23 protein-coding genes and 1 pseudogene are annotated in these 24,564 nt (G+C 68.8%); 12 read left to right on the top strand and 12 right to left on the bottom strand.

Annotated features, from left to right (window positions below; genetic code table 11):
• Positions 1–329 precede the first annotated feature (329 nt).
• The 3 genes and pseudogenes from ABZT02_RS40970 to ABZT02_RS40960 all read left to right on the top strand — a co-directional run.
• Positions 330–392 (top strand): annotated as a pseudogene (locus ABZT02_RS40970) (hypothetical protein); the annotation flags it as partial.
• A 351-nt stretch (positions 393–743) separates the two neighbouring features.
• Complete coding sequence (locus ABZT02_RS40965) at positions 744–899, top strand: hypothetical protein (protein WP_356027415.1); 156 nt, start codon at positions 744–746, stop codon at positions 897–899.
• Positions 900–1,468: 569 nt separating this feature from the next.
• Complete coding sequence (locus tag ABZT02_RS40960) at positions 1,469–1,912, top strand: hypothetical protein (protein ID WP_356027373.1); 444 nt, start codon at positions 1,469–1,471, stop codon at positions 1,910–1,912.
• Positions 1,913–1,987: 75 nt separating this feature from the next.
• Here the strand turns inward: ABZT02_RS40960 and ABZT02_RS40955 are convergent, their stop codons facing one another.
• The 3 genes from ABZT02_RS40955 to ABZT02_RS40945 form a co-directional block, all read right to left on the bottom strand.
• Positions 1,988–2,173, bottom strand: coding sequence for a hypothetical protein (locus ABZT02_RS40955; RefSeq protein WP_356027370.1), 186 nt, complete (start codon positions 2,171–2,173; stop codon positions 1,988–1,990).
• Between the two features lie 167 nt (positions 2,174–2,340).
• Entirely contained in the window at positions 2,341–3,057 is a 717-nt protein-coding gene (locus ABZT02_RS40950; protein ID WP_356027367.1) for a response regulator transcription factor, read from the bottom strand.
• Complete coding sequence (locus ABZT02_RS40945) at positions 3,054–3,878, bottom strand: histidine kinase (protein WP_356027365.1); 825 nt, start codon at positions 3,876–3,878, stop codon at positions 3,054–3,056. The genes ABZT02_RS40950 and ABZT02_RS40945 overlap by 4 nt, the downstream gene beginning before the upstream one ends.
• Positions 3,879–4,032: 154 nt before the next feature.
• Between ABZT02_RS40945 and ABZT02_RS40940 the strand changes: the two genes are divergently transcribed.
• Together ABZT02_RS40940 and ABZT02_RS40935 are read left to right on the top strand one after the other, a co-directional pair.
• Positions 4,033–4,743: an ABC transporter ATP-binding protein gene (locus ABZT02_RS40940; RefSeq protein ID WP_356027362.1), complete on the top strand. Its 711-nt coding sequence runs from the start codon at positions 4,033–4,035 to the stop codon at positions 4,741–4,743.
• Positions 4,740–7,046: an FtsX-like permease family protein gene (locus tag ABZT02_RS40935; protein ID WP_356027360.1), complete on the top strand. Its 2,307-nt coding sequence runs from the start codon at positions 4,740–4,742 to the stop codon at positions 7,044–7,046. Before ABZT02_RS40940 ends, ABZT02_RS40935 begins: the two co-directional genes overlap by 4 nt.
• 105 nt (positions 7,047–7,151) lie before the next feature.
• On the opposite strand, the gene ABZT02_RS40930 is transcribed toward ABZT02_RS40935, so the two are convergent.
• The 4 genes from ABZT02_RS40930 to ABZT02_RS40915 form a co-directional block, all read right to left on the bottom strand.
• Positions 7,152–8,792, bottom strand: coding sequence for an amino acid ABC transporter substrate-binding protein (locus ABZT02_RS40930; protein ID WP_356027357.1), 1,641 nt, complete (start codon positions 8,790–8,792; stop codon positions 7,152–7,154).
• 5 nt (positions 8,793–8,797) lie between these two features.
• Positions 8,798–10,939: a hypothetical protein gene (locus ABZT02_RS40925; protein WP_356027355.1), complete on the bottom strand. Its 2,142-nt coding sequence runs from the start codon at positions 10,937–10,939 to the stop codon at positions 8,798–8,800.
• A gap of 166 nt (positions 10,940–11,105) precedes the next feature.
• On the bottom strand, positions 11,106–11,519 hold the full coding sequence (locus tag ABZT02_RS40920; protein ID WP_356027352.1) for a VOC family protein: 414 nt from the start codon (positions 11,517–11,519) through the stop codon (positions 11,106–11,108).
• Positions 11,516–12,100, bottom strand: a complete 585-nt coding sequence (locus ABZT02_RS40915) for a dihydrofolate reductase family protein (protein WP_356027349.1) — start codon at positions 12,098–12,100, stop codon at positions 11,516–11,518. The genes ABZT02_RS40920 and ABZT02_RS40915 overlap by 4 nt, the downstream gene beginning before the upstream one ends.
• Positions 12,101–12,483: 383 nt before the next feature.
• On the opposite strand from ABZT02_RS40915, the gene ABZT02_RS40910 reads away from it, so the two are divergent.
• Both ABZT02_RS40910 and ABZT02_RS40905 read left to right on the top strand, forming a co-directional pair.
• Entirely contained in the window at positions 12,484–12,606 is a 123-nt protein-coding gene (locus ABZT02_RS40910) for a hypothetical protein (protein WP_356027347.1), read from the top strand.
• Between the two features lie 281 nt (positions 12,607–12,887).
• Positions 12,888–13,628, top strand: coding sequence for a DUF6193 family natural product biosynthesis protein (locus ABZT02_RS40905; RefSeq protein ID WP_356027345.1), 741 nt, complete (start codon positions 12,888–12,890; stop codon positions 13,626–13,628).
• A gap of 288 nt (positions 13,629–13,916) precedes the next feature.
• On the opposite strand, the gene ABZT02_RS40900 is transcribed toward ABZT02_RS40905, so the two are convergent.
• Positions 13,917–14,045, bottom strand: coding sequence for a hypothetical protein (locus tag ABZT02_RS40900; protein WP_356027344.1), 129 nt, complete (start codon positions 14,043–14,045; stop codon positions 13,917–13,919).
• A gap of 85 nt (positions 14,046–14,130) precedes the next feature.
• Between ABZT02_RS40900 and ABZT02_RS40895 the strand changes: the two genes are divergently transcribed.
• A protein-coding gene (locus ABZT02_RS40895; protein ID WP_356027342.1) for an IS5 family transposase occupies positions 14,131–14,921 on the top strand; the annotation gives its coding sequence in 2 pieces (ribosomal slippage) (positions 14,131–14,476 and positions 14,476–14,921; 792 coding nt in all).
• Between the two features lie 39 nt (positions 14,922–14,960).
• Here the strand turns inward: ABZT02_RS40895 and ABZT02_RS40890 are convergent.
• On the bottom strand, positions 14,961–15,305 hold the full coding sequence (locus tag ABZT02_RS40890; RefSeq protein WP_356027341.1) for a metalloregulator ArsR/SmtB family transcription factor: 345 nt from the start codon (positions 15,303–15,305) through the stop codon (positions 14,961–14,963).
• Positions 15,302–15,760: an SRPBCC domain-containing protein gene (locus ABZT02_RS40885; protein WP_356027339.1), complete on the bottom strand. Its 459-nt coding sequence runs from the start codon at positions 15,758–15,760 to the stop codon at positions 15,302–15,304. The genes ABZT02_RS40890 and ABZT02_RS40885 overlap by 4 nt, the downstream gene beginning before the upstream one ends.
• 244 nt (positions 15,761–16,004) lie before the next feature.
• Between ABZT02_RS40885 and ABZT02_RS40880 the strand changes: the two genes are divergently transcribed.
• The gene (locus ABZT02_RS40880) at positions 16,005–17,225 is read left to right on the top strand and encodes a metallophosphoesterase (protein ID WP_356027336.1); all 1,221 of its coding nucleotides are present in this window, start codon (positions 16,005–16,007) and stop codon (positions 17,223–17,225) included.
• A gap of 104 nt (positions 17,226–17,329) precedes the next feature.
• Entirely contained in the window at positions 17,330–17,461 is a 132-nt protein-coding gene (locus ABZT02_RS40875) for a hypothetical protein (RefSeq protein ID WP_356027334.1), read from the top strand.
• Positions 17,462–17,721: 260 nt separating this feature from the next.
• Here ABZT02_RS40875 and ABZT02_RS40870 read toward each other — a convergent pair whose 3' ends face one another.
• Complete coding sequence (locus ABZT02_RS40870) at positions 17,722–18,258, bottom strand: isochorismatase family cysteine hydrolase (RefSeq protein ID WP_356027333.1); 537 nt, start codon at positions 18,256–18,258, stop codon at positions 17,722–17,724.
• Between the two features lie 498 nt (positions 18,259–18,756).
• On the opposite strand from ABZT02_RS40870, the gene ABZT02_RS40865 reads away from it, so the two are divergent.
• Positions 18,757–21,024 (top strand): M4 family metallopeptidase, encoded by a 2,268-nt coding sequence (locus ABZT02_RS40865; RefSeq protein ID WP_356027331.1) that lies wholly within the window; start codon positions 18,757–18,759, stop codon positions 21,022–21,024.
• Between the two features lie 663 nt (positions 21,025–21,687).
• A complete protein-coding gene (locus ABZT02_RS40860) occupies positions 21,688–23,115 on the top strand; it encodes a non-reducing end alpha-L-arabinofuranosidase family hydrolase (protein WP_356027328.1) in 1,428 nt (475 codons plus the stop codon).
• 157 nt (positions 23,116–23,272) lie between these two features.
• On the opposite strand, the gene ABZT02_RS40855 is transcribed toward ABZT02_RS40860, so the two are convergent.
• Positions 23,273–24,403 (bottom strand): cellulose binding domain-containing protein, encoded by a 1,131-nt coding sequence (locus tag ABZT02_RS40855; RefSeq protein ID WP_356027326.1) that lies wholly within the window; start codon positions 24,401–24,403, stop codon positions 23,273–23,275.
• Between the last annotated feature and the right edge of the window lie 161 nt (positions 24,404–24,564).

Raw genomic sequence — 24,564 nt, 5'->3', positions numbered from 1 at the left:
GCTGTGCCTATGGGCCTGAGCGCCGCGATCGGCGCCCTGGCGGCCGAGCGGAACTGGGAGTTCCAAGCCGTCGAAGCTCCTGCAACCGGAACGTCGCCGACGGACCTGTCCCTGCCGTCAGCGTGAGTGCGTGAAAACCCGGCTCGACGGGGGGAGGCCGGCCGGGCCGTGATGGGTGACGTGCGGAGGGAACTCGGTCTCGTCGACGACGCGGGCAAGCGCACCCACACCTACGGTCCCACCGGCCTGCCCGCGGCACGACCACCGAGGTCGTACCCCGGCCGTTCCGCCACAGCGGCGCCTACCTCGACTTCACGGGCCTGTACGCGATGGGCGCCCGCTACTCCGACTCCCAGCTCGGCGGCTTCACCCAGCCCGACCCCTCGGGCCAGGAGAAAAACGCGTACCTGTACGCGGGCGGCGACTTCATCAACACAGTGACCCGACAGGGCTGTTCAGCTTCGGTGATGTCACCGGAATCGGTGACTGGATCTCCTAGTTCCGGGCATTGGGCTGAAAGGCCTGTGCCTGGTCGGCGCGGCAGTGGGCACGTTTCCCACACTCGGCCTCTCCGTCGGCGCCGGGTTCACCGGCTGCTCGACGGTGGCCGCCGGAGCCGCCGCGGCGACGACGCACGTCTACGGAAACATGTAATCCCGGAGCGGGGGAGGGCGCAGCGTCCTCCCCCGCTCGGGCACCTCCGATGGAGCGAAATGCGTGTACTGGCTGTAGCAGTGTTCTCCATGGTCGCTCTGGTATGCGGCGTGCTCCTGGCGGCCGCGGGCTCCCGTGACCTGGTGAATGGCGGCACCGGTCGTGGGCTCGTCGTCCTGGTGCCCGGAGTGGCTCTGATGGCAGGCGCGGCCTACTTCCTGCGGACCGCAAGGAGGAACACATGACACTTGCTGCACTCATGCCGAATTCGGCGTCCGCACTCCCCCTGTGGGGGATCGTCGCGGTAATCCTGGTGTTCCTTGCTGCCCTTCTCGTCGTCTTCAGCCGACGACGATGACGGTCGGCGCGATAACTGTCCCTGAGAACCCTCGCCACGCCTACCAACCCTGATCGGGGAGTTACTTGGCACCTGCAGCGCGATAGCTCCAGTGGTGTCACTGGTTTCGGTTGCCCGTCGACTGCCTGAGCAGCACGCGGAGTCGCGGGTTCCCATGCAGTCGCGGGCGGCTCTGCTTGCGATTCGTCCGACGCGGGGCCACGACCGCGGCCCGACAGGAGCCCCCTTCTCGGTGCACCGCCGCCGACATCGTGCTACCTGGCCCATACCTGCCCAGCACGATGCGTTCAGCAATCCGGCCATGGTCACTGCGACGACTTGGGCTCCGTGCGACTGACAGGTACAGCGAGTTTCCATCGGGCAATAATTGACATATAAATCTGTCAGGCTTCCGGTACCCGTCTCCTGGCGGCGGCCGGTCCGCACCTTCCACAGAGACATCACAAGGGGGCGTCAGTGGCGTGGTTCTCGAAGCGAAGACGGAACGAGCCTGTCTATCAGTCCAGAGATGAACCCCTGGCTGTGGAACTGAGTCAGCCGGACTTCCGGATTCTCGTCCGGGTGATCGAACATGCCCGGGAGCGACTCGAGGCCGTCAGCGGCAGCGATGCCACCACGATCCGCAATGCCAGCGGCGCCGAGTTGTTGCCGGTGCTCTACCCTCGCGTCGGGACCGCAGTCGCTCGCGGCAGCGCAGTGGCGATGCTGGTCTCCGAGATCCGGTATGTAGAAGTTGCCGTCATCAATCTGGAATCCTACGGGGGACACGAGACAGTTCTGCTAGAGGGTTACGCCCTCTTGAAGCGGCTTTCCACGCTCAAAGAACAGGCCAGAGGTGCGGAGATGGTCGATGGCATCCTCACGTTGCCCCAGCCCTCACGGCACGCGCCTTGCACCTGATCCATCCGCTTGATCATGTCGGCGCGAGGGGCTGAGCAGGGCGCGCACGGTGTCCCGTTGGGCAGTCGCCGAGGGTCAGGGCCTGGTCGCCGCTGCCAGGAACACGGCGCGCAGCGAGACGCCGGCCCGGGACTTCACCGCGTGATGGCCGAGCCCATCGCGGATGGTCTCCGCTCTCAGCGTCGGCTCGTCAAATGCATCGAAGTCGGTGGAGTCCACCTGGCCCGTCCACGCGACCTGCGCGCTCGCCTGGTCAGCCACCCGCCGGAGGTTCAGCGTGACGGCCACCTGGTGCCCAAGCAGGCACTCCACCTCACGATCGAGCAGCTTCCCAGGAGCCTGTGATGCACGATCAGCGCCCTCACAGCATGCAATGAGCTTTCGGCACCCTGGCCGACTCTGAGAGGACCCGACGGCTCAGCACCGTGTCACCGTTCCTGTGGAGTGAAGCGAGCGGGTTCGCCGGGCGCGACGAGTCCTGTCTCGTAGGCGAGGACGACGGCCTGGGCTCGGTCGCGCAGGGTCAGCTTGGCGAAGATCCGGGCCACGTGGGTCTTCACCGTCGCTTCGCTCAGCGTCAGTTCCTGAGCGAGCTCGGTGTTGGACAGGCCCTTGCCCATGAGCGCCAGTACCTCGCGTTCGCGCGGCGTCAGTACGGCAAGGTCGCGGTGGACGGCGGGGGGCGCTGAAGCCCCGGTCCGTGCAGCACTGGAGGCGTAGCGTTCCACCAGGCGGCGGGTGATCGAGGGTGCCAGCAGGGCGTCACCGGTGTCGACCAGGCGTACGGCGGCGGCGAGATGTGCGGGTGTGACGTCCTTGAGCAGGAAGCCGCTGGCGCCGGCAGCGAGGGCGGCGTAGACGTAGGAGTCGAGGTCGAACGTGGTCAGCATGATCACTCGGCAGTCTGGGGCCTGCGCGAGGACGCGGCGGGCGGCTTCCAGGCCATCCATGGTCGGCATGCGGATGTCCATGAGGACGACGTCGGGCCGTAGGCGGCGTACGGCTTTGACGGCCTCGGCTCCGTCCGCGGCTTCGCCGACCACGTCGATGCCGCGTGCGGTCAGGATCAGGCGGAAGCCGGTGCGGACCAGCTCCTGGTCGTCGGCGATCACTACGCGGGGAGCGGGCTCGGTGGGCGTGGTCACGGCTGGTCCAGCGGGATCCGGGCTCGGACCCGGTAACCGCCGCCCAGGCGGCGCCGGGCGTCCAGGTCGCCACCGTAGACGGCGACCCGCTCGCGCAGACCGAGTAGCCCGTGTCCCGCTCCGTCGGCCTGATCCGCGACCAGCCTTCCAGACCCGGAGGCGTCGCCTGACAGGACACTTGGTCCGCTGTTCAGCACCTCGACGCGCAGGTAGTGCTCCGCGTACCGCACTGTCACCTCGGCTTTCGCTCCGACCCCGTGTTTGAGGGCATTGGTCAGCGCCTCCTGGATGATCCGGTAGGCGGTCACATCGATCCCGATCGGCAGCGGGCGGGGCTCCCCGGAGACCCGCACCTCGACGGGCAGGCCGGCGAAAGCGATCCTGTCGATCAGCGGGCTGAGCCGACTCAGGCTGGGCTGGGGGGCAAGGTCCTGGCCGTAGGGTTCGTCGTCGCCCGTTTGTGCGGGGGCGAGCAGACCGAGCAGGTGGCGCAGCTCGGTCATCGCGGTCCGCCCCGCGCTCTCGACGGCGCTCATCGCGGCCTCGGCCTCGTCAGGCAGGGTGACCAGCACCTCGCGGGCAGCCCCGGCCTGGACCACCATGAGGCTCACGTTGTGGCTGACGATGTCGTGGAGTTCAGCTGCGATCCGGGCCCGCTCGGCGTCGACTGCGGTCCGCGCCGCGATTTCCCGCTCCCGCTCCAGCAACCAGCCGCGCTCTTCGACGGCTGCCCGGTGTCGCCGCCGCGCCCGGATGAGCCCCACACCCAGGACGAGGACCGCGGCGCATGCCGCCGCCAATGCCGTTGCCAGCCAGATCAACCCTGAACTCCCCACCCGCACAAGCCTCGCAGCCCGGCACGCCCATCCGCGTCATGCTCCGGATCCATTTCCCTACATCCCCAGGATGACCTGCAGGGCCGGTTACATCCGGGGAGGGACGCCGTGCCTGTCCCGCCGCATCTAAGTTCGTGCCATGACAACTGATCACGACAGTCCCCGACAGGTCGTCGTCCGGCTGGAGGACGTGCACAAGGAGTACGGCGACGCGAAGGCACTGGACGGCGTCAGCTTGGAGATCCGTGCCGGGGACGCGGTCGCGGTGATGGGGCCCTCCGGGTGCGGCAAGTCCACGCTGCTCAACATGGTCGCCGGCCTGGACCGCCAGACATCGGGCACCGTGCAGGTCCACGGTCAGGACCTGGGGAAGATGAACGAGACAGGGCTGGCGCTGTTCCGGCGGCGGCACATCGGAATGATCTTCCAGTTCTTCAACCTGATCGACGACCTGCCGGCCCTGGACAACGTCGCGCTGGCCTCCCAGCTGACCGGCACGTCCGCCCGGCAGGCCCGCCGCCGCGCGCTGGAACTCTTCGAAGAACTGGGCATCGCCGACCGCAAGAACGCCTACCCGGCCGCACTGAGCGGAGGCGAGCGTCAACGAGTGGCGGTGGCCCGGGCGTTGATGAACCGCCCGGCCCTGCTCCTGGCCGACGAGCCGACCGGCGCGCTGGACAGCCGCTCGGGCGAGCAGGTCATGGATCTGCTGATCGACCTCAACCAGATCGGGCAGACCCTGCTGATCGTCACGCACGACCCGCACCTCGCCACCCGCTGCGCCAGCCGCCTGATCGAGGTCGCCGATGGCAGAGTGGCCCGCGAGAGCACCCTGGAGCCGACCGCGTGAGCGCCGTGTGGAGGGCCTCGCGGGCAGCCGTGAAACGCCGCAGGCTTCAGACGTTCGTCATCGGGCTCGTCGTCCTGTGTTCCACCACGACCATCCTGCTCGGGCTGGGACTGCTCACCGCGGCCTCGGCCCCCTTCGACAAAGCCTTCGCCCAGCAGCGCGGCGCCCACACGGTGGCGTCGTTCGACCTGGCCAAGGCATCGAGCGCGGAGCTGGCGCAGACGGCCCGCCGCCCCGGTGTCGCGGCCGCCTCCGGGCCTTTCGGGCAAGCCGTTCTCGAGATGCCCAAGGACTGGCTGTGGATGTCGGCCGGTTCCCTCACCGTAGTCGGCCGGGCCGAGCCGGACGGTCCGGTGGACCGGATCCATCTCCTGGAAGGCCGCTGGGCCACAGCTCCCGGTGAAATCGTCGTCAACTGGCCCGTCGCCGGTACGCCAGGCCCGGGCCGGCTCGGCACCCAGCTCAAAGCTCGCGGAGCCCCGACCCTCACCGTCGTCGGCTTCGCCACCAGCATGAGCAAGTCCGCCGGAGCCTGGGTCTCACCCGAGCAGATGGCCGCGCTGCACCCGGCCGCCGCCCAAATGCTGTATCGCTTCACAGACGCCTCGACGGAAGGGCAGCTCCGTACCGACCTCACCACAGCCACCGCCGAACTGCCCGCCGGCTCGCTGACGACCGCGCAGTCCTACCTCACCCTCAAACGGACCTTCTCCGCACAGGTCGATGCGTACCTGCCGTTCATGACCCTCTTCGGCGTCCTAGGCCTCCTGGTCTCGATCCTGATCGTCGGGAACGTCGTCAGCGGGGCGGTCGTCTCCGGATACCGGCACATCGGCGTGCTCAAGTCACTGGGCTTCACCCCGAACCAGGTGGTGGCGGTCTACCTGACGATGGTCTTCGTCCCCGCGGTCATCGGCTGCGCCCTGGGCACACTGATCGGCAACGCGGTAGTCGGCCCCATCCTGTGGGTGGCTTTCTCCGGCGTCGAAACCGGCAGCGCCTCCATCGCCATCAGTTGGTGGCCGTCCGTCCTCTGCCTGGTGGGCATCCCCGCCCTCGTCGTCCTGGCTGCCCTGATCCCCGCCGTGCGCGCCCACCGGCTTTCGGCAGCCCAGGCGATCACGGCGGGCAGCGCACCGCGGACGGGACGCGGGCTACGCATCCAGCGCCGACTCAGTGGGACCCGGCTGCCTCGGGCTGTGAGCCTGGGACTCGGCCAGCCGTTCGCCCGGCCGGGCCGCTCCCTGCTGACCATGGCTGCCATCGTCCTCGGAGTCACCACCGTGACCCTGACGACCGGCCTGACCAGCACCATGGTCGCCTACGGGAACGCGGGCAAGGGCGACGGGGCTGTCCGCATCGACGTACAGGCGGGCTCACCCACGAAGGGTGGGACCGCTCCGAAGCTGAACGATCGACAGATCGAAGCACGGCTGCGCTCCCTGCCGGGCGCGGACCAGGTGACCGCCCGCGCGCTCACCAAGGTGAGCCTCGCCCGGTCCACGCAAACCGTGTTCGCCAACTTCTACCGCGGGGACAGCCAGGACCTCGCCTCCGAGATCGTCAAGGGGCACTGGCCGACCGGTGCGGGGGAGGCCGTGGCGGGGCCGGCGTTCCTCAATCAGTACGGGTTGTCAGTGGGAGACCAGATCACCATCCAGCTCAACGGCAGGCAGGCACCCGTCACCATCGTGGGTGAGCTCATGGAAGGCAACGCCCGGGCGCTGGACTCCAACTGGCAGACGTTGACGCGACTCGACCCGACAACGGACGCGGCCGAGTACACGGTCCGACTCGCTCACGGCGCCGATGTCCAGAGCTACATCAAAGCGGTCAAGGCGGCCGGTCCGGCCCTCCGTTCCGCACCGCGGCGCTCGGACAGCACCGCCACCACGACCGTTGTCAGCTTCGCGTCGGTGTTCACCGTGCTGCTGACCGTCGTCGCCGCACTCGGCGTCTTCAACACCGTCCTGCTCAACATTCGCGAGCGGCGCCGCGACCTGGGCATGCTCAAGTCGATCGGGATGACGCCACGCCAGGTCATGGTGATGACCGTGAGTTCCGTCGCCGTGCTGGGCCTGGTCGGCGGGCTGCTGGGGATCCCTCTGGGGATCGCCGCGCACCGGCTGGTGGTGGACCACGTCGGAGTGATCTCGTTCCCGGAATCCATGAAGCAGGTCTGGCACCTGCCGCAGCTGGCCGCCCTGGTCCTGGCAGGCGTCACGATCGCCATCCTCGGCGCACTGATTCCGGCGAGGTCGGCAGCGCGGCTCACCATCGCCACGGTTCTGCACAACGAGTAGAAGGGCGTGTTCGCCACGCCCGGTCACACGCCCGGGCACCACAAGCCGCCGGTACACCCTCTACCTCGCGACCTCGCACCTGACCGAGCAGAGAGGTCGGTTCTCTCAGGAAGTGCCGCTCGGGATCACGCAGTTCTTCGGCTGTTCCTTGCCGGTGGGCCAGCCCAGACCGACGAACTTCAGGGCTCCGCGCACGCCCTGGCCCGGGTTCAGTTCGACCACCGCGACCGGCTTGTCGTACGCATTGCCGCCGCTGGTCAGGCAGATCAGGCCGCTCGTGCCCCTTACCCGGTGCACGGACTGGAGTTTCGACCACTCTTGGCGGACGTCCGCGAGGCTGGGGGACTGCTCGGCGTCGTTGCCCTGTACCTCGTGCAGGGCCGTGGCGATGGTGACGAGGCCGTCGTAGACGAGCATGGTGCGGGAGTCCTCCAGGTCCGGGGTGGAGCCGAGGTCCGTGCCCGCCGCGTTCGTGCTCTTGATCAGGTCGTTGAGGGCGTCCAGGGACGCCTTGGGCTCCGTGAGGTACTGGGGGAGTTCGTTCGCGGTGGGCTCGCGGTCGTGAGTCGCCTTCCACCGCTTGGTCCAGGCGGTCAGTTCGGTGTCCCAGGCGGCCGGGTGCGCGGGGGCGGCGTACTGGACCGTCACCTTGGCCTCGCCGTCCTTGCCGCGCAGCTGCGCCCAGTCCTTCTCGGACATGGCCTGTCGCAGTGAGGCGGCGTCGGAGCCGCTGACCAGGGTGAAGTGCCGGTTCGCGCAGGTCTGCTTGGCGAGCGTGAGCGCGAAGATCCGCAGGTGCAGCGTGCGCCCCGCGAAGTAGACGGTGTCGGCCGCGGAACCGCAGATGTTGTTGGCGATCTGCTCGAACTGGCTGCCGGTCGAGCCGGCCTCAGTGATCCCCGGAGATTCGAACGGCATATCGGCGGGACCGGCCGGCCCCGTCTCCTTGATCCCCCGGAACGCGCTCGCCAGCGACTCGTCGTAGGCATCCGGGCGGGTGTCGTGGACCAGCACCGTCCTGGCGTTCTCCCGGCCCCGCTCGCCGTTGAAGTTGGCCAGGGCCTCGGCCGCGTTGCCGTTGGTGGGGATGATGCGGGCCAGGCCGGGGAATCGTTGCTTCTTTCCCTCCACGTTCGCGATCCCGTCTCCGCTGATCCGGGAGGCGAGCACCGGGACGCCGTTTTCCGTCAGACGTGCTACGGCCTCCTCGGTGGCGTCGAGAGTGAGGTTGAAGCCGGTGACGGCCCGCAGCTTGTCCTTGTCGGAGTCGGCCATGTCGAGCAGCGTGCTCACGACGTCGTCCTGATGGCCGTAGTTCAGCCCGGGATTGGCCAGCACCAGCCGGATCTTGGGCACTTGGCCCTCGCCCGAGTTGGCCTGTCGCTGTCCCAGGTACGCGCCCTGCAGGTCGCTGCGCATCTGCCGACGCAGGGCCGCCGTGTCCGACTGGAGGGGCAGCATCATCGCCACGGTGACGTGGGGCTGGTTCGCGATTCTCTCGTTCTCCACCGAGATGGCCTGGACCACCGCGCTGATCTCCGGTGTGCCGAAGTCGTAGCCCGCGCCGTCGACGCCGACGCACTCGCCGCCGACCTTCTCGATGCCGTCGTGGCAGGTGTCCGGCTTCTGCAGAGCGGGAACGCCGTAAACGCCGGCCGCCACCAGCACCGTCACGGCCGCCAGCGCGTAGAGGATCTTGCCCCACCTGGGCAGTCGGGTCCACCTGGGGAGGTTCCAGCTGGGCATCCCTGTTACCTCCCTCGGCCGAGCTGATCGGTACAGTCGCAGCGAAGCAACGGCTGCTCGTTCGCGGCCAGTTGGCTCCACTCGGTGGCTGTCGGGCCGAGTTCTCCGGCGCCGTCGAAGTCCATGTTCGAAAGGTCCCTCAGCAACTGCTCCAGCGTGCTGGCCATTTCGCCCCCGGTAGGCCTGGTGCGCTCCTCGCACAGCCATACGGCGTGCAGCAGTTGGTCGACGGTGCGGCACAGCGGCGGTCCGTCCACCGGTACCCGGCCCTGGGCACGCTCGCGGCGCTCGTCCGCCCCGCCCGGATACGGCGCCTGGGCGATCTCCAGCAGTTCCTCGCACCACCGACGGGGGCGGGCGGGGAGGGTGGCGGCGAGGTGGCGGACCACGTCGTCGACGCCGCCGGAGACGAGGTGGTGGTTCATCCGGTGGGTTGTCGCCGAGTGGAACGCACCGCCGCTCGGCTCGCTCGCGGCGTAGTGGTCGCGCAGCAGATGGTGGTCGGAGTACCAGGCGGCGCCGTCGCGCTCCAGCCCGTACAGCCGGTGCACCAGCAGCTGGCGCAGGCCGAAGTCCCCGATGAAGTGCCGCCCACAGCTCGGCCATCCGGTGTCCCTGAGCAGTTCCGCGACCTGATGAGCGGTCAGGCGATGGACGCGGCCCGCCTGGTGATGGCGCAGCAGGACGTCCGCGCACTCCGGGTCGTGCGCCACCGACAGATGGGTGAGGAGATCGAGCCACTGGTCATGGTGCTCGTTCCGAAGCCGCACCGGCAGCTGGTCGAGGATCAGCTCCTGAAGCAGTACGTCCGTCACCGGCCGCTCAGGAGCGCCGTCAGGGTGGTGCAGCTTGGCGTCCAGGATGGCCCGGTCGTTGGCGTCCGTCTCCATCAGGTGGTCGGCCGCAGCGGTGGCCAGCCGGATCACCATGTGCGGCCGTCCGCCGCTCAGTTGCGCCACGGCGGCGCTGATACGGCGGCGATGCGTACCGCCCTCCCGCTCCGCGCCCAGCTGTATTCGCTCGGTCGCCCTGCGGAGCTGGTCGCCGGTGAGGAAGGGCATCCGCAGCATGAGCACCCCCGCGGACAGCGGGCCCCGGTCCCCCTCCGGATCCCTGCGCCGGGACCAGGTGGCCGGCACCCCGTCGGCGGGCAGGAAAGCCGCCACCTCCCTCGGTGGCAGACCTCCGTGCAGGAAGTCGCCGCCGTCCGCCCGGCGCGCCGTGCCCACGATCACCACGCGGTCGCGCTGCCCGGCCCGGCGGTCGGTGAGCACGGCGCGCAGCAGCCGCTCGCCCAGCGGTTCTTCGGCGTGGTCCAGCAGCAGTCCCGGGCGGCCGACCCGGCCCAGCCAGCCCCCCAGACTGCCGTACGCCGCCTCCAGATCCTCGCGTAGTGCCCGGAACAGGAAGCGCTCCGCGTCCTGCCGCCGCTCGGGGCCGGCGCGGAAGTCCTCGGCGAGCTTGCGCAGGCCGTGCTTGGGCTGGCCGGCCGCGCCGGGATACTCGCCGTAGATCCTGGTCAGTTCCTCCTCGGCCCGGGGCGTGATGCGCTCGAAGAGGGCGTCGAGCAGCGCGGTGAGCGCGGCGGCCCCGTACGGGCCGAGCGTCTGTCCGGCCAGGACCTCCAGCATTTTGCGTACGGCCCCAAGGAGCGCGCCGCGCCAGAAGTCACGCGCCCCCAGACCGCGAAGGCGCGGCTGCTGGATCAGCTCCTCGTACCGCTCCACCTCTGTCCCGATCGTCCCACCGGTGCCGCCCGCGACGCCGGTCGCGATCACGGCCAGGCCCGCGAAGAATCGCGGGAAGGTGAACGCGCCGCCCGTTCCCCGCCAGGTGTGCAGCAGCAGGGCGGCCTCGACCAGTGCCTCGGTCAGCGCGGAGCGGGCACCGGGTTCCGGTCGAGCCCGGTCCGCGTAGTCCGGTGAGGCGCAGTCGAGACGGATCACCGGCACGTGGCGGGCGAGCCGGTTGTGCACCGCCCGCAGCAGTCGCCCCTTGCCCATCCCCGGGCCGCCGGTGAGCAGCACCACGGGCAGATCGGGGCCGTACAACGGCTTGCGCTCGGCACCCGACGGCGACCGCCCTAACAGGTGGGCAAAGAAACCGTCGTCGTCGAGGAGCTTCTCGAATCCCAGGTCCTCATACACGCATCTCCCCCGTGGATGCTCGCCCGCCCGGGAGCGGGTGATCGATGTGGTGCATGGAGATTAATGGAACACGACACCTTCAGTCAGGACAATGGCTGTTATGTGAAAGGAAGTTGGCGGTGGGGATCGCGGGACGCGCTTCGTCCCTCCGCAGACCGCGGCCGCCTCAGGCGAAGTCTGCTGCGGTGATGCCGTCGGGATGTCCGGACGGCCACTGCACCAACTCGATCCGGTAACCATCCGGGTCCGTGAGCCACGACGTCTTCGGGCCGTGGGGGCCGCCCGGAAACTGGAGGGGTCCGGGCCTCAGGCCGGCTTCGGCCAGCGTCTCCAGGGTGGTGGCAAGCGTCTCCACCTGGATCGCGAGGTGGTCGAAACCGCTGCCCACGTCGACTGGTCCGTCACCGGGGCGGTGGACCAGTTCGAGCGAGGCCGCCGGTTCGTCGGGGAACTTGAGGATCACGAGGCGAGCCCCGTCGCCGCTCTCGACCCTGCCCAGTTCGGCGTAGCCCAGGGCGGTGTAGAAACCGAGCGAGCGGTCCAGGTCGGTGACGCGGTAGGAGACGAAGAGCGTCTTCACGCGGCCTCCTCGGGGCGACGCACCCGGTAGCGGAGATGCGTCACGTCCCGGTCCTCGAGCCGTCGGACGAGGTCGAGTTCGATGTGATCACCACCCAGGTGGTCGAACAGCCGCCGGCCGTCCCCGAGGAGGACCGGGACCAGATGGATCTCCATCTCGTCCACCTGCCCGGCTCGCAGAAGTGCCTGGGCCGCCCCCGCCCCGTGGACCATGACCGGCCGGTTCCCTGCGGCCGCGCGAGCCTGACGGGCGCAGTCCTCGACATCGGTGACGAAACGCGCGTGGCCGGGTGGCACGTCCCCGTCATCCACCTGGTGGGTGAGTACGAAGATCGGCACGCCGTCGTGGTGGTCGCCTTGCCAGCGTCCGGCGAGTTCGAAGGTCCGACGGCCGGAGATCACCGCGCCGGTCGCCAGCGCTTCGCGGTAGACCTGGCCGCTCGGACCGTCGGACTCCCGGTCGTCGAGCCAGTTGAAGAGCCGTCCACCGTCACGTCCGAGCTCCTGCCCCGGACGGTCGTCCGGGCCGGCGATATAGCCGTCGAGCGACATCGACATGTACAGCCGGATGGGGTTGTTCATCCTGGCCTCCCTCTCTCCTGCATGACACCGGCATCCGGCGTTTCCTGATCCGCCGACGGGGCGTGCATGTCACAAGGAAGACTGCGGACGATGGGCAAACTCATCGGCTCGACGCGCCTGCCCAGCTGCCGAGGAGTGAGGGCAGGAGTCATGCCCGGTGAATCAGCTGCGGCCGTAGAGGCCGCGTGGCTTTCGGAGCGTTTTTCGACGAGACGGCCGCGCTCGAACGGGCTCCGGTGCGGACCAGGGCGACAAGGCGGGGCACGCCACCGCTGCTGGGCGGGCTCGACGAGCTTGCAGACCAGGGCCAGGACGGCGGCCGCATTGCCGGCGCCCCGGGTGGTCCTTCTGCGCGAGACTGACCCCCGCCCCAACCGGCGTCGGTGAGCACGGCTCCCGCGTCCCTGAGTGCTCTGAGCGTCCTGGAGGGGAAGAAGGACCGGACCCGCTCCGAGATCTCGCGCAGTGCCCGACCTGACTCCGAGCGCCACGTCGACCAGTACTGAGCTGCGCGTCGGCCCGCCTCCTGCTGACCGGCCGGCGTGAGCCGCTTGTGGTGCATGCGGGTGCGCTCGACGGCACGGGCCTGCAGGAGCGCGAGGCGGTTGGCCTGGTAGCGCCGTTGGACGGGGGCGCCGTTCACGTTGCCGACCGCGAGCGGATAGCGCTGGGCGAGTGAGTCGAAGCACGGTAGTTGTCACATAGGCAGCTTGTTGTCACCGGCGAGGCTGCAGGTCGTTGGGGCCGCCCATCCCGGGAATCAGCGGCTCGGGCACAATCAGGAGCCGTGCCCACCCCTCCTGATCCCGCTGCCCTGTACCCCGATGTCGCGGCCTGCGGCAGCCTCGCCGCAGCGCTCCGGGCCGAGGCGGAAGGCTGCCTCGCCGGTGTTCCCGTCACGTCCTCGGACTTTGATCCGCTGCTTCATGCGACCGTCACAAGCTTGCTGGCGCACCGCGAGCCGCTGCAGATCAGCGCATGGTCGCATGAGCGGCGGTGGTCGATCCGCGGCACGGAACCGTTCCAGAGCCTGTCCCTCATTGATGGCAGGACGGACGACCTGGCGGAGGTCGCCAGGGCCGCCCGGGCCTGGCACGACGGTGCGGCGCTGAACGGCATTCGCCAGGCGGCACCCTTCGTGCACCTGACTGGCCGGTTCGAGGTGCCCGACCTCGATTCCGCGCGGCTGGTGGAATCCGAGTGGCAGAGCATGCGCGTGGAGGCGAGCGGGCTGGACTACGTCTGGCAGGAGACGTACCAAGCCCTGATCGAGGCGGCGCACGCCGAGCCGGCGCTTCGTGCCCTCTACCCGTTCACGAGCCACTGGGCGTTGCGCTTCTCGACCACCACCCGCCCGCGCCTGACCGTCGTCGGACCGTGCCTGACCGCGGGCAGCGACGGCATGTACGGGGTGGGGACAGGGTTCATCACCTCGGACCTTGGCCTGTTCGCCACAGCGCACGAGGCCGTGGCGGTGGCCGTGCACCATATGCCGTCCGGCCTCGGCCCGGTCACGCTTGGCGGATGACCTTGCCCGACAGGAGTCGTGTGGGTGCAACCACCGCCCGCATCGCCCCGGCACTGGTGACAGAAAGGCTGCCGAACATGCACCTGTGACAAGTCGAATGCCTCGTTGGTGACAACCAGGCTGCTTCGACCGTCCCCATTCACCACTTCAGCCGGTCCTGGTGGTGACAACTCCTGAGCTTCGGCTCAGCGAGACGGACCGGGGCAGCACCCCGACGGGATCGCGACGGAGGGGAGGCCGCCCTGGCCCGCCCCCGCGTGGTCGGCGAGGATCCGCTCCAGATCCGAACTACGCGGACGTGATCTCGCGGACGCGGCGCAGGGTGCCCTCCAGGACGCGCGTTGTCGGCGTGGCCACGACCCGGCTGGCCGACGGGACCTTGATCCGCAGACGGACGGTGGCGAAGGTCGACTCCATCGGGTTCCTGGTGCGTAAGAACTCCTAACGAAATGATCTTCGAGGTGGTTGGATCACTCCGAAACTGGTGATCTGGGGGTGCGGGGTGGCTCGGCCGAAGCCGTGGGCAGTCGACGACGAGCTGTGGGCGGTGATCGAGCCGCTGTTGCCCAAGGTGGAGCGTCGGACTCGACATCCGGGACGCAAGCGGCATCCGGACCGGCTGGTGTTCCAGGGAATCTTGTTCGTTCTGCATACCGGGATCGCTTGGAAACACCTGCTGCAGGAACTCGGCTTCGGCTCGGGCATGACCTGTTGGCGGCGCCTGGCCGAGTGGACCGGGGCCGGAGTGTGGCCCCGGCTGCACGAAGTTCTCCTCGCCAAGCTCCGCAGCGCGAACGTCCTGGATTTCTCCCGGGCGGCGGTCGACGGCTCACACATCCGGGCATTAAAGGGGGCCCCAAGGCGGGACGAAGCCCTGTCGATCGGGGCAGGACAGGCAGTAAGCATCACTTGATCACCGATGCCGCCGGCATCCCGCTGGCCGCCACCCTGACCGGCGGCAACCGCAACGAAGTCACCCAGCTGATCCCGCTCCTCCAGGCCGTGCCGTCCGTGCGGGGCAAACGCGGCCGGCCCCGGCGGCGCCCGGACGTGGTGCTGGGCGACCGCGGCTATGACCACGACAAGTACCGCCGCCTGGTCTGGGGACTGGGCGTGAAGCCGCTGATCGCCCGCCGCGGCACCGAGCACGGCTCCGGACTGGGCACCCAACGCCGGGTCGTAGAGCGCGCGTTCGCCCACCTGTACTGGTTCCGCCGCCTGCGGATCCGCTGGGAGATACGCGACGACATCCACGAAGCCTTCCTCATCCTCGAATGCGCACTCATCTGCTGAAGAAGACTGCGCACTGTGACGGGCCTTTGAGGTGGGGGTTCAGGGCCCAGTGGCCCCTTCCGCCAGATCCTTGATTGCTTGGAGGCGGTGTTCCCACTGGGCGGCGAGGGTGTCCATCCACCGTGTTGTCCGCCTCAGTGGTTGCAGGTCGGCTTCGTAGCGGACCTCGCGTCCGGCCCGGTGGGCACGTACCAGTCCGGCGCGGTCAAGGACTGCCAGGTGTTTGGCCACCGCCTGGCGGGTGATGGGGAGGCTTGCCGCGAGAGATGTCGAGGTCGCGCCGCCATCGCGGGCAAGGACGGCCAGGACCTCTCGGCGTATCGGGTCGGCCAGGGCCACCAGGACGTCCTCGGGGGCCTGTTCGCCCTCGGTGGTGCGGGTCATGCCGTGGTCTGTTCGCAGTCCGCGCGGAATTGGTCGAGCTTGCCGGGCCAGTTCTGGCTGTTGGCGCGACGCCGGTCACTGGCCTCGTCGGCAGGCAGCCCAAGGTGCGCGAAGCCGCTCTCGACCATGGTGAGCCGGGTGCCTCCCGTGGGGTCGTCTTCGGTCAGGGTGAACTCGACCAGAGTGGCGTTGGAGTCGTCCGGCTCCTCGCCGGCGGCGCCTTGGGACCACCGCCAGGACAGAACGCGCGGCGGCTCGACCGTCTGGATACGGGCGGGAATGACGCCGTGGATGCCGTGGTCGAAGACCAGGAGACCGCCGGGGCGCAGGTCGATCTTGACCGGCTCTCCATTGCCGAACCAGCGGCCGAGGAAAGCGGGCTCACTCAGCACGGACCAGACTCGTTCCCTGGAGGCATTGATCAGGATGGCGCGTTCGATCGTGTTGGGGATCATTGCAACCTCATCTCATCCGGATGCGCTACCCAAAGGTTGCACATCCGGAAGCATGTACGCAACCAGTTGGTTGCGCATGGATGGGAGGCCGCTTGAGCACTCATCCCGTTAGGAGTTCTAAGTGGATCCAGTGCTCGGCGGGTTGGCTTGATCGCCCGGGGCCGCGGCCATGAGCCTCGGCCCGGCCGGGCCGAGGGCGACCGGATACAGTGCGGAGACGGCAGCCTGGTAAGAGGGGGCAAGCGTGACCGACACCAGCGACACCCGACCCGCCGACAGCGCAGAGCGAGCTGCCCGGCAGAACCGACTGCACCGCCTGATGCGCTATCTCCCCTTGATCGCCCCCGTCCTTCTGTGGACGGTGCCCTGCGGGGTGCTCCTGTACACCGGCCAGCACTGGCCGCTGCCCGTCACGCTGAGCGGCACCGCGCTGTTCGTCCTGGGCCTCGTCGCTATGCCGCTCGCGATGGTGCGCGGCCACGGAAGGCGTCAGCAGGACCGGGCGGCGATCGTCGGTGACACCCTGCTGGGCACGAGCTGGATCCTGTTCACGTGGTCCGTTCTGCTCGGCGTCTTCTTGCGGCTCGCCCTGACCCTGGCCGGCGTCGGCGAGAGCCAGGACCGGGCGCGCATCGTCACTTGGGCCGTCCTCGGTGTCACAGCCGTGCTGCTCGCCTGGGGCTACGCCGAGGCCCGCCGTGTGCCACGCGTACGCTGGCTCGACGTGCAACTCCCGCGGCTGGGTGCCGGGTTGGACGGCCTCCGGGTCGTCCTCATCACCGACACCCACTACGGCCCACTTGATCGCGCCCGCTGGTCGGCACGGGTGTGCGAGACGGTGAACACCCTGGAGGCCGATCTGGTCTGCCACACCGGCGACATCGCGGACGGCACGGCCGAACGCCGCCGCGCCCAGGCCGCCCCACTGGCAACCGTGCGGGCCACCCGGGCCCGTGTGTATGTGACCGGCAACCACGAGTACTACAGCGAAGCCCAGGGCTGGGTCGACCTGATGGACGAGCTGGGCTGGGAGCCGCTGCGCAACCGCCATCTGCTGCTCGAACGCGGCGGCCACACCCTCGTGGTTGCCGGCGTGGACGACGTCACCGCCGAGTCCTCCGGCCTGGCGGGCCACCGCGCCCACCTCGCGGGGGCCCTGAACGGCGCTGACCCCGACCTGCCCGTCCTGCTCCTGGCACACCAGCCCAAGTTCATCGACCGGGCAGCAGCCGCCGGCATCGACCTCCAACTCTCCGGACACACTCACGGCGGCCAGATCTGGCCCTTCCATCACCTCGTCCGCATCGATCAGCCGGCGCTCGCCGGCCTCAGCAACCACGGCCCCCGCACGCTCCTCTACACCAGCCGCGGCACCGGTTTCTGGGGCCCACCGTTCCGCGTCTTCGCCCCCAGCGAGATCACCCTGCTCGTGCTCCGCTCCCCGCACCTGCCCACCTCGACGTAGCACGCGACGAGCCGACGTGTCCGCTGGGAGCAGTCCACAAGTCAGAGGGATGCGGCATCGGATGAAGACCAGGTCCGTCTCCCACAGGGCATGATCCGAACCTCATGAGCCGGGACTTCCATGCCGAGGACTGCCTCCTCGTCGCCCGTGGCGCCATGGCGAACATGACCGGCGTCGGCGACTGGTGCAGGCACGTCGCGCTTCTGCTTGAGGGCATCCGCCGCTGCGAACGCTGACCCGTCGGGATGCGGGCACGGTGCGTCCTCAGATGGGCGGTCGGGTCGGCCGCGCAGGGTGGCCGGCCGACCCAGGTGCGTAACGGGCCAGGAAGCCGAGTAGGGCCTGCCCGATCACCGCTTCCGCGTGCGCTCCGCTCCGCCGGTCACCGAGCCCGCGTTCTCGGTTACGCGAACGGCACCAGCCGCGGCCATGACCGATGCGCTCCCACCAGCCGGGAGCAGCCGACGCCCCGTCCCGAAAGACATCGGTACGCGGCTCAGTCCCACAGCTCACTGCTGTGACACACCCGCGCTCCCATGTTGCGCTCCATCATGCGCAGGGCCGCGTCCGCGAGATCGGAGTGGATGTGGGCGACCGCGTCGCGCGGGACGACGACCTCGAAGTGGCGGATGTGGGCGTCGAGGGCGGAATAGAACACACACTGCTCCGTCACCTGGCCACACAGCACCAACCGCTCGATGTCCTGCTGGCGCAGCAGGTAGGACAGTGGGGTCTCGAAGAACACCGAGTGGCGTGCTTTGAGCACGAACAGCGACGAACGGTCCGGTTTCACCGGTTCCACCAGATCGGCGTGCGGCCCGGCGAGTGCCTGCTGGAGCAGCTCACCGTGATGAGAGCGCCACTCACCGAAGTTGTCGTTGACGTAGATCACCGTGACGTCCGTGGACCGTGCTGTCTTGAGCAGGTCGGCGAGGACCGGGACCACTTCGCGGACCGAGGGGAGCAGCAGTTCCGCGTCCTGGTGGTCGTACGTGTTGATCATGTCGATGACGATCAGTGCGGTCTTGCTCATGGCCCCCGGGTTCCCATCGGAAGGGGTGTCAACAGGGACTACGACCCTGTCTTGGCCGAACGGGGGCTGGGTGCCACCGAGTGGATGTTCCCAGGTGCTCTACGTGCGCGCACGGCCGGTGAGTCGACCACGGCGTCGCCGAAACCAGAGCTTCCCCAGTCACTCGCTACCCGGCTCGGCGACGAGATTGACGCCGGCAACTGTTGCTCGCTCGACGGCCGAAAACCGGCGTTCGCGTGGGGGATTTGCCCGGGCTGGAATGGTCAATTCAAGCCGATACCTTGATGCATACATGACAATATTGCGCACGCAGTGCCACTCTTCTCCGGGAAATCACAGTTCCTTCACAGGTTCAGCGCGCGAGACCAGCCGCCTTTCCGCCACCCCCCACCTCCTTCCACCCGCATGCCGTGCAGCGCTCCGGACCGGCGTACCCCGCCGATCCGCCTCGTCCACGGCCCCCACCACGGGCCGGCCCTCGTACCGAAGGAGAACCCGTTGTCCCTGACTCACCGCGCGCTCGTGCGACGCAGACGCTCAAGTGCCCTTGCCCTCACCGCAATTGGCTCCCTGCTCGTTGTGGTCACCCCCGCCCTGGCCGGCGCGGCTCCTGCGGACCCGGGACGCGTGAAGATCACTGCGAGCCCCCGGGCCGGTGCGGCCCAGACCTCCCTGACCCCCGCCCGCCGCACCGCCTTGGTCAAGAGCGCCCAGTCCGCGGCGGCCGGTACGGCGCGGCGGATCGGCCTCGGTGCCGAGGAGAAGCTCGTCGTCAAGGACGTCATCGCCGATGCCGACGGCACCACGCACACCCGCTTCGAGCGCACCTTCGCCGGCCTGCCCGTCCTGGGCGGTGACCTCGTCGTCCACGACAGCAGCGGCCGTACGACCGTCACCAAGGCGAACGCGGCACGGCTCTCGGTGCCCTCGCTCAGCCCGAGGATCACGGCCGCCCGCGCGACCGCCCAGGCCCTCGCAGCCTCGAAGAGAGACCGGGTCGAGGGTGCCGAGGCGGACAACGGCTCCCGCCTGGTCGTCTGGGCGGCAACCGGCAAGCCCGTCCTGGCATGGGAGAACCTCGTCAAGGGCGTCCAGAGGGACGGCACGCCCAGCGAACTCCAGGTCGTCACCGATGCCGCCACCGGCAAGGAACTCCTGACTGCCGAGAAGGTGCACACCGGCGAGGGCACCGGCCAGTACGCCGGCACGGTCCCGCTCGGCACCACCCCGTCCGGATCGGCGTACCAGCTCGTCGACCCCGACCGCGCCGGGCACAAGACGTACGACCTGAACCAGGGCACCTCGGGGACCGGCACCCTGTTCACGGACGACAACGATGTCTGGGGCGACGGCCGGCCGTCCGACCGTCAGACGGCCGGCGTGGACGTGGCCTTCGGTGCCGCGGCCACCTGGGACTTCTACAAGGAGGCTTTCGGCCGCAACGGCATCCGCAACGACGGTGTCGCCGCCTACAGCCGCGCCCACTACGGCAACAACTACGTCAACGCGTTCTGGCAGGACTCCTGCTTCTGCATGACCTACGGCGACGGCTCGGGCGACACCCACCCGCTCACAGCGCTCGACGTGGCCGCCCACGAGATGAGCCACGGAGTCACCGCCGCCACCGCGGGCCTGCTCTACTCGGGTGAGTCCGGCGGTCTGAACGAGGCGACCTCCGACATCTTCGCCGCCGCCGTCGAGTTCCACGAGAACCTTTCGGCCGACCCCGGCGACTACCTCGTCGGCGAGAAGATCGACATCAACGGAGACGGCACCCCGCTGCGTTACATGGACAAGCCCTCCAAGGACGGCGCCTCGCGCGACAGTTGGAGCTCCTCCCTGGGCAGCATCGACGTCCACTACTCCTCCGGTCCCGCGAACCACTTCTTCTACCTGCTCTCCGAGGGCAGCGGCGCCAAGACGGTCAACGGTGTCTCCTACGACAGCCCGACGTACGACGGCCGGCCCGTCACCGGCATCGGCATCGAGAACGCCGCCGCGGTCTGGTACCGGGCGCTGACGACGTACATGACGTCGACGACCAACTACGCGGGCGCCCGCACCGCCACCCTGTCCGCCGCCGCCGATCTGTTCGGCGCCTACAGCCCGACCTACCTGGCCGTCGCCGACGCCTGGGCCGCGATCAACGTCGGCAGCCGCATCGCCCTCGGCGTCAATCTCGCCCCCATCGCCGACCAGACCAGTGGCGTCAACCAGGCGGTCAGCCTTCAGCTGGACGCCTACACCACCAACACCGGAGCCGCGCTGACCTACGAGGCCATCGGCCTGCCCGACGGCCTGGCCATCAGCCCGAGCGGTCTGATCAGCGGAACCCCGACCGCACTCGGCACCGGTGACGTCACCGTCAAGGTGACCGACAGCACCGGGGCCGGCGCCTCGGACACCTTCAGCTGGCAGATCTCCTATGTCTACGCGAACGCCTCCCGCGTGGACATCCCCGACAACGGGGCCGCCGTGGAATCCCCGGTGACGATCACCGGCCGTGACGGCAATGCCTCCGCGACCACCACGGTTTACGTCAACATCGTCCACACCTACCGCGGTGACCTGACCGTCGACCTCGTCGGCCCCAACGGCACCGTCTACTCCCTGCTCAACCGCAGCGGCGGCTCCGCCGACAACGTCGACCAGACCTTCACGGTCGACGCCTCCGCACAACCGCTCAACGGCACCTGGAAGCTGCGGGTGCAGGACCGGGCTTCCATCGACGTCGGATACATCGCGCGCTGGCAGCTGGCACCCTGACCTGACAGCACACCGCCGCCCGGGCCCTTCGGGATCCGGGCGGCGGTGTGCCGGGGCGTCGACGTCTGGGCGGCTTCCTCGCCGCATGAGTACGGCGTTTCCCTGGCGCAGCGGGCAGCGGGCAGCGGGCAGCGGGCAGCGGTCATCGATCCGGACGGCAGCTCGGCCGAGCGCGCTGGATGCCCAGCACCCGGTCTCGTCCCTTGGCAGGTTCCGGTGGGCTCCGCGATTCCGGCGAATGTTTCGGGATGACTGACGAATCATGCGAGAGGTATTGACGCCGTCCTGCGGCTCCCTATCATCCTGATTGTCGAGGATTCGACTCATGTTCGATGCGTCGAACATGAGAGTGGCGCATGTCCAGCAAGTCCTCTCCGGTCACGTCTGCCGCAACGCTTGAGCCTCAAGGGTCAAGTCGCACGATGCGTATGTCATGACCTTGTCAATATCGCTTGAGTCGACGTGCGCTCGCTCACCGCAGCCGTTCCCGTGATCAGGCACCGCGCACCGCGGACCGCGCACCGCGCACCGCGGACCGCGCACCGCGCACCGCGGACCGCGCACCGCGGACCGCGCACCGCCATGAACCGCACCACGCCGACAGTCCGGCCGGCCTGCGACCTGGGCAGCCGGAACCACTCACTCAAGGACAACGAGGTCCCCATGCGCAGACGTAGTTTCGACCGCGGACGCGTGTCCGTGGTGCTCGCCGCTGCGATTGCGGCCCTGGTGGCGTTGGCGGCGATGCTCGTCGCCAACCCGGCACAGGCGGCCACCAGCGGCGCCTTGCGCGGTGTCGCCGCCGGCCGGTGTCTCGATGTGCCGAACTCCAGCCAGACCGACGGCACGTACCTGCAGATCTGGGACTGCTCGGGCGGGACCAACCAGCAGTGGACATCGACGGACAGCAATCAACTGACCGTGTACGGCAACAAGTGCCTTGATGTTCCGGGCCACGCCACCGCGGCCGGTACCCGGGTGCAGATCTGGACCTGCAGCGGGGGAGCGAACCAGCAGTGGCGAGTGAACTCCGACGGCACGATCGTCGGCGTGGAGTCCGGACTGTGCCTGGACGTCACCGGCTCCGGCACGGCCAACGGCACGGCGGTGGAGATCTGGACGTGCAACGGCGGCAGCAACCAGAAGTGGACCGGCCTGTCCGGGACGCCGACCCCGCCGGGCGGTGGCACATGCTCCCTGCCGTCGTCATACCGGTGGACGTCGACGGGTGCGTTGGCGCAGCCCGCGAACGGTTGGGTCGCACTGAAGGACTTCACCAACGTCGTGTACAACGGCAAGCATCTGGTCTACGCGTCGAATGTGTCGGGATCGTCGTACGGCTCGATGCGGTTCGCTCCCTTCACGAACTGGTCCGACATGGCGTCGGCAGGCCAGACCGGCATGAGCCAGTCCGCGGTGGCGCCCACGCTGTTCTACTTCGCGCCCAAGAACATCTGGGTGCTGGCGTACCAGTGGGGTCAGTGGCCCTTCATCTACCGAACGTCGAGCGACCCCACCAACCCCAACGGCTGGTCCGCGCCGCAGCCGTTGTTCACCGGCAGCATCCCCGACGCCGCCCCGATCGACCAGACCCTGATCGCCGACGGCCAGAACATGTACCTGTTCTTCGCCGGCGACAACGGCAAGATCTACCGGGCGAGCATGCCGATCGGAAACTTCCCGGGAAACTTCGGCTCGTCGTACACGACGGTCATGAGCGACACGGTGAAGAACCTGTTCGAAGCACCGGAGGTCTACAAGGTCCAGGGCCAGAACCAGTACCTGATGATCGTCGAGGCTCGGGGTGCGAATGAGCAGCGCTTCTTCCGCTCGTTCACGGCCTCCAGCCTGAACGGTTCGTGGACCCCGCAGGCCGCCACCGAGTCCAACCCCTTCGCGGGCAAGGCCAACAGCGGTGCCGGCTGGACCAACGACATCAGCCACGGTGACCTGGTCCGCAACAACCCCGACCAGACCAAGACCATCGACCCCTGCAACCTGCAGTTCCTCTACCAGGGCAAGTCCCCCAACGCGAGCGGCCCCTACGACCAACTGCCGTGGCGGCCGGGCGTCCTGACCCTGCAACGCTGACCGCCGGTCCACGGATGATCGCGATGTGACGCGGTGGGTCCGCCGACCCGTAGGTGAACGGTCTACGGGACGGGTGACGCCGCCGACCGGCCCCTACGCACCAGGTCGAGGAACCCCAGCCGCGCGTCGGCCGGGGTTCGTCGGAAGCGGACTTGTGTCACGCGGTGGTGCAAGCGGTGCCGTTCAGGCTGAAGGCGGAGGGCTTGGTGAAGGTGCCGCTGGAGGTGCCCTGGAGCCCGAAGGTCGCCTGGCCGCCGGCCGCCAGCTCGCTGTTGTGGCTCACGTTGCTCGCGGTGACCGCTCCCGAGGATCCGGAGAGGTTCGCGTTCCAGGCGTTGGTGATCCGCTGCCCGGAGGGGAGGGTGAACGCGAGCTTCCAGCCGCTGACGGGAGCGGCGCCGGTGTTGGTGAGGGTGACGTCGGCGGTGAAGCCGCCCTGCCAGACGGTCGTGGCGTATGCCACCTTGCAGGCCGTGGAGCCTCCGGGGGTGCCCGGCCCGCCGGAGGAGCCCTTGTTGACGGTGGAGGAGAACGAGGTCACGGCGAGGCCGGCGCCGTTCTGCCAGGGCTCGAAACCGGCCTGAACGCTCGTCAGGTACCAGCTGTTCTGCGCGAGTCCGCGGGAGACGGCCTGCCGGGCGAAGTCCATGACGTCGAAGTTCCAGCTGGTGATCGCTGACGGTGCGACGAACGAGAGCACGTCGTTCGTGCCGTTGTTGCCGGACCACACCTGCCAGTCGCGTCCGCCCACGTTGGTGTTGCCGACGGGGGAGCCGATGGGCTGGATGGACCCCACCTTGTTGAACCAGATCATGATCTCGGTGCGGTTCACGCCGTCGGTGCGGGGTGTGGGATCGAGCCAGATGTCGTACGCGGCGTCGTACACGGCGTTGTTGACGTAGTTGAAGGAGATGCTCGAGGGGGCGGTGGAGATGGTGCTGAGCTGAGCCGGCAGGTTGGTGCCGGGCGAGCAGTTGGTGTAGTGGCAGCCGTTGTAGAGGGACGGGTACGACTTCGGAGCGCCGTTCGTGGGGACGGATCCGTCGGCCTGGGCGATCCTGAATCCCGAGTCGGTCGCGGTGATGCACTGGGTCGCGCTGGTGCCCCAGCGGTTGTTCTGGACGACGTAGCGACCCTGGATGGTCGTCGTACCGAAGGTCTCGCAGATCGTGGTGTCGGCCTGCGCGACGGGGGCGGTGGTCAGCAGTGCGGCGAGCGAGACGAGCGAGGTGAGCAGCGCGCCGAGCAGGCCACGCGCGCGGCGGGCATGGTGCGGTGAGGGACGCATGCGGATCCTCTTCAGGGGTGGGGGAGTGGTGACGGGAAAGGGTTCCCGGGACCTGATGGATGGGAGCGCTCCCAATCCTGTTTCGGCAGGACTGTAGAGATGGCTCAGGGTCATGACAAGAGTGTCGACAGGAACAGGTTGGGCGGATTTGGGAGGCGCAG

Source organism: Streptomyces sp. NPDC005402 (genome assembly GCF_040606575.1).
Taxonomy (GTDB): domain Bacteria; phylum Actinomycetota; class Actinomycetes; order Streptomycetales; family Streptomycetaceae; genus Streptomyces.
The sequence above is the reverse complement of the archived record's forward strand: the minus strand, read 5'-3'. Positions and strand labels throughout refer to the sequence as shown.

Coding starts and splice junctions, on each gene's coding strand:
- ABZT02_RS40965 (WP_356027415.1), top strand. CDS start 744: ATGGTCGCTCTGGTATGCGGCGTGCTCCTGGCGGCCGCGGGCTCCCGT.
- ABZT02_RS40940 (WP_356027362.1), top strand. CDS start 4,033: ATGACAACTGATCACGACAGTCCCCGACAGGTCGTCGTCCGGCTGGAG.
- ABZT02_RS40930 (WP_356027357.1), bottom strand. CDS start 8,792: ATGCCCAGCTGGAACCTCCCCAGGTGGACCCGACTGCCCAGGTGGGGC.
- ABZT02_RS40915 (WP_356027349.1), bottom strand. CDS start 12,100: ATGAACAACCCCATCCGGCTGTACATGTCGATGTCGCTCGACGGCTAT.
- ABZT02_RS40900 (WP_356027344.1), bottom strand. CDS start 14,045: ATGGAGTCGACCTTCGCCACCGTCCGTCTGCGGATCAAGGTCCCGTCG.
- ABZT02_RS40890 (WP_356027341.1), bottom strand. CDS start 15,305: ATGACCCGCACCACCGAGGGCGAACAGGCCCCCGAGGACGTCCTGGTG.
- ABZT02_RS40885 (WP_356027339.1), bottom strand. CDS start 15,760: ATGATCCCCAACACGATCGAACGCGCCATCCTGATCAATGCCTCCAGG.
- ABZT02_RS40875 (WP_356027334.1), top strand. CDS start 17,330: ATGAGCCGGGACTTCCATGCCGAGGACTGCCTCCTCGTCGCCCGTGGC.
- ABZT02_RS40870 (WP_356027333.1), bottom strand. CDS start 18,258: ATGAGCAAGACCGCACTGATCGTCATCGACATGATCAACACGTACGAC.
- ABZT02_RS40860 (WP_356027328.1), top strand. CDS start 21,688: ATGCGCAGACGTAGTTTCGACCGCGGACGCGTGTCCGTGGTGCTCGCC.
- ABZT02_RS40855 (WP_356027326.1), bottom strand. CDS start 24,403: ATGCGTCCCTCACCGCACCATGCCCGCCGCGCGCGTGGCCTGCTCGGC.